This window comes from Paenibacillus sp. J31R122 (assembly GCF_056269185.1).
This window is the reverse complement of record NZ_JBWDNM010000041.1, coordinates 1-4,797: the sequence shown is the minus strand read 5'-3', so window position 1 is coordinate 4,797 and position 4,797 is coordinate 1. Positions and strand designations below refer to the sequence as shown.

Sequence of the window (4,797 nt, the reverse complement as noted above, 5' to 3'; positions counted from 1 at the left end):
ATGGTAAAACCCCCTTTAACTGGTTAATACACTATATTCACATTTTGGCAAAATGACCGTTGGCGTGCGGGGTGGGTAACATGCGTGCCAGGGTGTCAAAACTTAAAAAAGTAGCCGATTGTTTGGCCGGCTGCCGCTGTGTAATGGTTGAACTATCGTGTCCCGTTAGTTCAACGATGACATGTCCATACAATACGCCAGCCTTTTGGCTTCCAAGGGCAAGCCGAGCGAAATAAGCTGGTCGCAGATCGCCTGGATAACTTCGTAATCATCCACACCTTGGACCTGACAGTCACGGATAAAGCCAAATAGCCCTGCTTGCTCCGCGCTAGCAATATAGGACTTTAACCGTTCAACTTTCCTTTCTGGAATTTCCTTCATATGCCACGGGTGAGGAACCGGTCTATTTAGGCAATCGACTGATGTGCCCCGTACTGTGACCCCCAAGCCATCAGAAGTGGTCACGATCAGTTCGTTCCATCGTGCTCGCCGTACCTCTTGCATGTAGACATATCCGTCAAGGATAGGCTGAAATCCGAATCGCTGCATAGCGTTGTCACGCACCTCGTTCTTCTGCCGTTGCCACTTCTTCTTGTCGAAATACTCGTTCTCCTCCTCGTCGTCTCCTTCCTGCTCTTTCAAATATGCTAGGTAGTGTTCCTTGGATTCAAAATCGTTCAGCAGAAGACCTTCATGAGCAGAAAAATGAAGTGCAAAAAAATCTCTGATATTTTTGGCGACTATCTTCGCGCAATTTCCAAAATCCATGGGATCGACGCGAATAATAGGCGCCAAACTTAAATCAGTCACGGAACCGAAATCCGTCAAGAAGGAAAAATGAATGCCATCCATACCTGTACCCGCGAACATGATCGTGTCAGCTGGAGAACTTCTGTACCCGCCGTTGTCATTTAGATCGAATTGCAGAAAATAGCCCGTCGGCGTCTCCAAGTAAGGAACTTTCTGCTTGATCTCCTTCTCCCATGCCATGATCTCTTCCAGCAAGGGCGGTGTTTCGTTGGAATGCACCATTATGCTCTATTCTCCTTCAAACAGTCTTATTTGTTAATTATAGTATATCAAGTAAAAATCGATCCCTCAATGATACCCCTGCCGTCGGAACGTATACCGTAGTATTCTGCCCTTTAGTTTAGTCAATATAGCCATATAAATTGGCTACCTAGACATAGATACATTAGAAGAACCGTCGATATAGTTCTCGTCTTCTCTCTCCACGGAGCTGAGCATATATCTGAGTGGTCGATGCTTTCTCATGCCCCAGCATGCCCTGAATGAATTCTAAAGGTGCTCCATTATCCAATAGCTGACAAGCATAGGTATGACGAAAACGGTGAGGGTACACATTAGCTTCAATCTCTCCCCGGTTTGCTAGGCGCTTTAACTCCCATCTGATTGTCGGTATCGCCATTCGGCGGGTAGGATGTGTTTCCGTTACAAACAGTGCTTTACAGGAATCTTCACGACTCTTTAAGTATTTTTTCAACCACACCTTGCATTCGGTGGTAAAGTAAACTTCTCTTTGTTTGGATCCCTTGCCATTTACAATCGCCGAACAATTTTCCCAGTTAAGATCTTCAATGTTTATTTTCTGAACCTCTCCAACACGGCAGCCAGAACTATATAGAAATTCCAACAAAGCTCGTTCTCGATGTGATAGACAGGAAATCTTAAGATGAATCACATCCTCTTCTATAAGAAACTTCGGAATGCGTTTATCCATCTTAGGTTCCCTCAATTTAAGAGAGGGATTTTTCGTAAGATAACCCTCTTCATACGCAAAGCGAAAAAGGGAGCGCACAAATCTGATGCGATGCCCTAAGCTACTCGGCTTTAATCGTCCGGATTGTTTAGCCAAATATTCCTTAAGCTCAAGCAAAGTGATTTCCTCAATCTCAAGATCTCCTAATTCACCAACCAGCATTTTCAATTGCAATGAGTAGGCTTTTAATGTGTACGGACTGAATCCCTGAATCCGTTTATCAACTTCATACAGCTTCCATAATTCACTCAGGTACATAGAGAAACCCTCCCATAATATTAACCCTATTAGATCTAGGTTCTCATGAAATGGAAGGGTTTAATCACTTTATTGCACTAACGTTACCCGTTAGCTGAAAAAACTCAGTGTATATGTATATTTAACTACTTATGCTGCAATAAGACCTTGATATAAAAGAATTGAGCATATTAGAGTCCATACAATTACTGCGAAACAAATAGAAGCAACAATCCTATTCACTGTGTTGTATTTTTCTAATAGAATGTACATGAACACAAAAGAAATAATGGGTATTAAAAAGATTCCCACAAGAGTAACAAACGCAAATATAGTATCCACCTCCATGTTTTAAAGCCTCTTTATAAAACGTTTTAATTCATCACCTAATCGCCCTAATCTGTCCTTTACTTCAACCAAAAAAGGCAACCGAGCTTGTGGACGGCTACCGTCTTGTTCTTATTGGACTATCGTTCCCCGTTAGTGCAATAAGAAAAAATTACCTTTACACAACTGTATTACTTATAATCGTCAGAAAACCGTTCTTTGCAGCGGTATCCCATAACTGTTTAATGGATTGTCTTGCGGTATCACTAAACAAATACCACTCATCTTTAGATACGTCATGAATCAAAATCTCTGGGTATCCTGTTAAAAGCTCAGCTGGAAAAGAACTAATTAAAGAATAAACATCAAAACGAAGTAAGCTGTTCCCTTTTTGGTCTAGAAAATCATATTGTTCATTTTTATAATAAGACCCAAGTGTGTCCATAGTGTAGCTCCAAGAGTAGTTTGCTGGTGCTTTGACCTTTTCACCTTTGTCTTCAACAAAAATATTATAAATGGTTTCGTTATATGCATTTCCATTGATTTGCTGAACTACGCCGCCCATAGTCATATGGTATTCTTGTTGCAATGCTTTTACTTGTACACCGTCTATGAATAATGGTTTAGTATCGACAGTCACTGTATAGTTGCTGTAATTGACATTGCATCCAAACGTCTCTTCTATAAAACGAATTGGAACAAATATGCGATTATTCTTCTTGTATGGTTTTACATCAAGCAGCAACTTTTCACCGTTCTTCTCAACTGTCCTACTGTTCAGTGTTACTATTACTTTCATATCGCCTTTAGTGAGAATAACCTTGGAATTGGACCATTCGACGATAGCTCCCAAATTTTCACTAATAACACGTACAGGTACCATTGTACGTTTGTTCTTAATTTCGGGCTTTACATCGGATGCAATAGCAACACCATCAACTTTGATTTGACTTTCTTCTGCATAAGTAGTTGACGCTGAAATAAATAGAAAGATTGCAAGAAAAACCCCAAAGAATGCTTTTTTCATAAATGCTAGCTCCTTTTTTGATTTAATTCGGTAAATAGTAACTCCCCACCCATATTAAGACGCAATTGAATAAAATTTGTTGTGTTAAACGCCTGTTAGTTTAATAAAACGAGCAGGCTACATTAGAACCCACTTATCAATTTGTATTATTCAACTATCGTTCCCCGTTGCTTAATACGCTTCGCATAAAAACTACTCCAAAGGATATAAGTACCATTGTTGAAAAGGCAGTTAATTATTCTGATTGGCTGCTTTTTCTTTTCTTTATTGAACTATCATCCCTTGTTTTTTGACTGATTTCTTAATAATGTGATTCCAATTAGGGGGCAACTCATAGTCCCTAATATGCTCATACTCTAAGACTTCCACCGTCCCGCTATTGTCGATTTGAAATGTAATGTGGTCCATCCCAACATCAAGATGAGGGCCGACATAGGGCGTTATCGTTACATTTACTTTAATGTGGGAATCGAAATATGCAACCATCAGGTTCACAGGATCAAAAATAGGCGAAAACGTAGGTAATTCAGTGAGCCTCTCTTTGTAATATTGGTTTATTTGCTCTTGTATTTTAGGCGCTAACAATGTAAGAACGAGCCTCGAATTATTGTTTACGTTTGATCTAGCGTAAGTTGGCTGTAATAACACCAGAAAAACAAGAATTATTGATGCACAAGACAGTATACCTCGCCACCACATGGGAAACCTCCTTGAGTTTTTGGTTATTATACCCAAATGTTTTCTGAACTATCCCGTCCGTTAGCTTAATAGAAAGAAGGAGCAGCTGCCATGGCAAAACTGCTCCTTCGTTTGTTCAACTATCGTGTCCCGTTAGCGTAACAAAATACTGCCGATTGCGGAGCAATAATGATACCTTTGGTTCCCAACGTTCTCGACTCAAGTAAAAAAATATTAGCGTATCTCTCTTAATTCGGGTTCCTTTTCGATGGAAACATGGGTTGGAGCGATAGTTGAACATGAACGTTACTTCAGAAGCGTTCTACTAGTCATATTGTGAGTAAAGCGCAAGCATATCATCAGCACAGCCAGCTATGATCGTATTTGCTTGTTCAGCATGTTTTACGGCCTCAGTGTAAAGTTGTAGATTAAAACTAACAGAAGCCATTATTAAATGCCATTCAGCGTCCGTAATTCCCTTATCAGAAACAGTTTGCAGCAGCCTGTATGCTTGCTCAAATGGATTGGTCTGATCAGAATAATCTTGCAGATAATTCAATGCCCTAGCATATGCTAAAATCATTTCATATGACCACTGTTCCTGAGAGTACTGCTGCAAGATTGATTTTATTTCATTATAATTATCTACAAGCTTCATTACATCCATCTCTGCCTCAAGATCGTTTATATACTGCATGTCAATCATTCAGCTTGCTCCCTTCTCTATATTCATGTGCCAATTTTACTA

Annotated in this window: 5 protein-coding genes; all 5 read right to left on the bottom strand. The window is 40.0% G+C overall.

The annotated features are described in order from the left end of the window. Positions 1 to 165 precede the first annotated feature (165 nt). Complete coding sequence (locus tag AC0YN7_RS29590; RefSeq protein WP_475813595.1) at positions 166 to 1,032, bottom strand: hypothetical protein; 867 nt, start codon at positions 1,030 to 1,032, stop codon at positions 166 to 168. A 163-nt stretch (positions 1,033 to 1,195) separates the two neighbouring features. Then, positions 1,196 to 2,038 carry a tyrosine-type recombinase/integrase gene (locus tag AC0YN7_RS29585; RefSeq protein WP_475813594.1) on the bottom strand — a complete coding sequence of 281 codons (843 nt, stop codon included), beginning with the start codon at positions 2,036 to 2,038 and terminating at the stop codon, positions 1,196 to 1,198. A gap of 484 nt (positions 2,039 to 2,522) precedes the next feature. Continuing rightward, positions 2,523 to 3,371, bottom strand: a complete 849-nt coding sequence (locus AC0YN7_RS29580; protein ID WP_475813593.1) for a copper amine oxidase N-terminal domain-containing protein — start codon at positions 3,369 to 3,371, stop codon at positions 2,523 to 2,525. A gap of 264 nt (positions 3,372 to 3,635) precedes the next feature. Continuing rightward, complete coding sequence (locus AC0YN7_RS29575) at positions 3,636 to 4,070, bottom strand: DUF3888 domain-containing protein (RefSeq protein ID WP_475813592.1); 435 nt, start codon at positions 4,068 to 4,070, stop codon at positions 3,636 to 3,638. A gap of 304 nt (positions 4,071 to 4,374) precedes the next feature. After that, positions 4,375 to 4,755, bottom strand: a complete 381-nt coding sequence (locus AC0YN7_RS29570; RefSeq protein WP_475813591.1) for a hypothetical protein — start codon at positions 4,753 to 4,755, stop codon at positions 4,375 to 4,377. Positions 4,756 to 4,797: the final 42 nt, after the last annotated feature.

Coding starts and splice junctions, on each gene's coding strand:
- AC0YN7_RS29580 (WP_475813593.1), bottom strand. CDS start 3,371: ATGAAAAAAGCATTCTTTGGGGTTTTTCTTGCAATCTTTCTATTTATT.
- AC0YN7_RS29575 (WP_475813592.1), bottom strand. CDS start 4,070: ATGTGGTGGCGAGGTATACTGTCTTGTGCATCAATAATTCTTGTTTTT.
- AC0YN7_RS29590 (WP_475813595.1), bottom strand. CDS start 1,032: ATGGTGCATTCCAACGAAACACCGCCCTTGCTGGAAGAGATCATGGCA.
- AC0YN7_RS29585 (WP_475813594.1), bottom strand. CDS start 2,038: ATGTACCTGAGTGAATTATGGAAGCTGTATGAAGTTGATAAACGGATT.
- AC0YN7_RS29570 (WP_475813591.1), bottom strand. CDS start 4,755: ATGATTGACATGCAGTATATAAACGATCTTGAGGCAGAGATGGATGTA.